General features: G+C 67.3%; 3 protein-coding genes. 2 read left to right on the top strand and 1 reads right to left on the bottom strand.

Annotated elements, in window-relative coordinates:
• Positions 1–400: 400 nt before the first annotated feature.
• The gene (locus VXC91_RS44155) at positions 401–1,141 is read left to right on the top strand and encodes a hypothetical protein (protein ID WP_329512977.1); all 741 of its coding nucleotides are present in this window, start codon (positions 401–403) and stop codon (positions 1,139–1,141) included.
• Between the two features lie 349 nt (positions 1,142–1,490).
• Here the strand turns inward: VXC91_RS44155 and VXC91_RS44150 are convergent, their stop codons facing one another.
• On the bottom strand, positions 1,491–2,078 hold the full coding sequence (locus VXC91_RS44150; RefSeq protein ID WP_329512976.1) for an Imm21 family immunity protein: 588 nt from the start codon (positions 2,076–2,078) through the stop codon (positions 1,491–1,493).
• 464 nt (positions 2,079–2,542) lie between these two features.
• On the opposite strand from VXC91_RS44150, the gene VXC91_RS44145 reads away from it, so the two are divergent.
• Complete coding sequence (locus VXC91_RS44145; RefSeq protein WP_329512975.1) at positions 2,543–2,680, top strand: hypothetical protein; 138 nt, start codon at positions 2,543–2,545, stop codon at positions 2,678–2,680.
• Positions 2,681–2,975: the final 295 nt, after the last annotated feature.

The raw sequence follows: 2,975 nt of genomic DNA, 5'->3' as shown, positions 1-2,975 counted from the left end.
GCCGGACAGCCGGACAGCCGGACAGGTGGACAGCCGGACAGGTGGGACAGGTGGGACAGGTGGGACAGCGGAGAGTCGCGCGAGGACCCGCGCTCTCGGATGCGGGCCCACCGGCGCTCAGAAGGGAGTGGCGGTTCGGCCTCGGCTGGCTGCTGACCTGCGCGCCAGGAGGCGTTTCAGAATGGTGGGTCCATGTCTTCGACACGTGTTCGACAGGCGACGCGTAGGCGCGTCCAGCACATCGGGCTGCGCCCTTGTCCAGGGCCGGCTGATCGTCAGGGCGGATCCGACAAGTGGACGCTCTGCCCAGAAGGCCCACGTCACCTTGCCCTACGCAGTAAGGTGGTGATCTTCGGGCGGTGGAAGCTGTTCCGGAGTCCTCGAAGGCCCGGCATACATCGTGCATCTCGCCGACCATCCCGCCAGCCGCCGACTCAGCGCGGCCCTGGCCAACCTTTTCGTGACCTTCCACGGCATGACCGCGCATCCGGACGAGCGCAACTGTGAATGTCATTGGGGAAGTTCGGACGAGCTCTCCCTGCTGAAGACGCCGAACGTAGAGCTGGAGCCGGATCTCCTGCGCCGAACCTGGCAAGCCGTCGACTGGCTCGACCACGCGGCTGTGCTGCGCCGTATCCTGCCCCAGTTCGCCGCCGCCCTGGTCGCCGGTCGCGTGGAACCCCTGTTCGGGCTGGAAGAGGCAGGGGATTCCTTCGCCCGTGGCCGCTGGCAGCAGTGGCCTGACGATCAGGCTGGTTCGGTGCGCGAGTTTCTCCATGCTTGGTGGGTGCAGAGTCTCACAGATCCGGAGGCGGTCGTCCCGGCGCACCAGGTCTTGGCGATGTGCGCCGAAGCGTCCGGCACGCTCGGCCCCTGGCTTGCCGACTGGGAGGAGCAGACCGGGTACCTCAGCGATCAGCGCCTCGTCGAAGCGGCGCAGGAGTGGGAGTACGCGCTGCTGGGCGACAAGCTCCCGTGGCACGTCAACTGGTACGAGCACGACGAGGACGAGATGTGCGCCGAGTTGGTGGCCTGGCTCCTCGGCCACGCTGCACAGCGGCTCCGCAAGTCTGGCGCCTCGAAAGATCTGCAGCACTGGATACGACTGCTCGAACTCCCCAGTGAGGAACGCGAACGCTAGACGGATCCGCACTGGCCCGGCCATCGCCACTGACGACCTGCGAGCGCGACAGCCGGCTGGTGGCCAACCGGTTGTGGTGGGGGGCCTACATCGGAGGCATCGGGGTCTGGCCTCATCTTTGTCAGGTCGATCACGGGGGTCTGTCAACGTCGGCCAACGGCCCTTGCACCGCGGTCGATCGTCCACTGAGGTCCGGCGCGACCGCTGCTGTTCACGCTTGTTGGTGTCAGCCACCGGTGTCAGCCATGCACGCGGTCTTGACAAGTGCGGCTTTTCCCCGGCCTGAACCACCAGTTCGGAAGGCCCCGTACGCGGGTCGTGCCTGCGCTGCCCGGACGCTATCTGGGTATCAAGGACCGGTTGTTGGCAGGAGTTGGACCACACCGACCGAAGGGGACCGGTCGGTCTTGTAGAACGCGCGGACTCTCCATCGTCCTGCGGGCACGGGCACCGGGGCTTCATCCGGCTGACCCTTGCCATCCGGGTAGGGCACGCCGAGGTCTTCCCCGGCCTCGACTGAGTCCATCAGAACCGCTGGGCCGTCGGTCTCCCAGACCCCACACTCGTCCCATGGCGTCGCCTCATCGCTCAGGACGGCACCGGCTGCGGCGACCAGCTCGGCTTCGGAGCTGGCGCCGAGCCACCGCACGAAGACCCTTTGTTCGGGTAGGTAGCAGGTCGTGGCTGGTTCGTCTCCCAGCACCAGCGCGGACGCGCTCTCGGCGTCACCCAGGCTGATCACTTCGGCGTACCCCTCGACGGCGCAGGCCCGGTCGTAATCGTCCGGCTGGTCGGTGCCACCGACGATGATGCCGTCCTCGGTGCAGCCGCTCCACTGGTGCAGCACGGACAAAGGCACGACGATCAGCGGGCCGCCCATGGACTCCACCCATGTCAGGTCGAGCCCGTGGCGATCGGTGTTGTCGCTGTCACTCATGCGCGCAGTCTGCCTTCATCCTGTGACAGGGGGAGACGACGGACAGCTGGACTGACCTCAACCCAGCGCTCTCCCCAGCCCCCAGCCCGCGCACGCCACCACGGACCCGCTGCCGGAAACGGCGCCCCCTCCATCCCGGTGTCGGCCGATCCCCTGCCGGAGGCATTGCCTTGACCGTGGCCCACGCTACGGGGTGATCGACCCATGGCTACCGGCCCTATCCACCTGTGGGCGCGCGTCGGCGCGACGTGCGCCGGGCACGGCTACACCCCCGGCGAATCCGTCCTCGCCGCCTCGGGCTGAACGGCGAGGGCGTGATCATGAGTTGCGTCGGGCCGTCTAGAGTGCCCCGCCAGGCAGCATTCGCCCTGATGACGTCTACGCTTCCGGTGTGGCCGACGAGAAGGACGGCGAGAACCTGGCAAGCCGGATCGCTCGACAGCGGACAATCACGGACCTTCACCGTGCACGTCAAACGCCCGTGGGCGGGCACCGTGACCGTCACCGCCGAAGCCACCTCCCCCACCACCGACACCAAGCGCACCCGCATCACCTGCCACAACAACGGACACGACACGCACCACCACACCTGCCACCGCTAGGCACGAGACACAGCCCGTGAACCGACGCCACCCGGCCCGGGAGCCAACCGGCAAACGGGCCCGGGTGGACGACGCGGCTCCGGCGGATTTACAGCGGGCCCCCTATCCCTTGTGGCCTGCGGTTTCCTCCACTTACCCCCTGCCGGGGGACATCTGGGGGAAGCGGGTCGCCCACGGCCCAGTACCGGCTGTTAGCCTGTGCGTTTCACTTGCCACGGTGTCCGGATCTTGATCGAAAACGCGAAAGTGCCCTCTGAACTGGGAAGATGAGGCTTGTCGAAGGTCTCTGTCATCC

The organism is Streptomyces chiangmaiensis (assembly GCF_036281785.1).
GTDB lineage: Bacteria > Actinomycetota > Actinomycetes > Streptomycetales > Streptomycetaceae > Streptomyces > Streptomyces chiangmaiensis.
Note: the sequence above shows the minus strand (reverse complement) of the source record. Positions and strands in the feature narration are given on the sequence as shown.

What these genes read in the sequence shown, in the direction of transcription:
- VXC91_RS44150 (WP_329512976.1), bottom strand. Translation starts at nt 2,078, where the DNA reads ATGAGTGACAGCGACAACACCGATCGCCACGGGCTCGACCTGACATGG.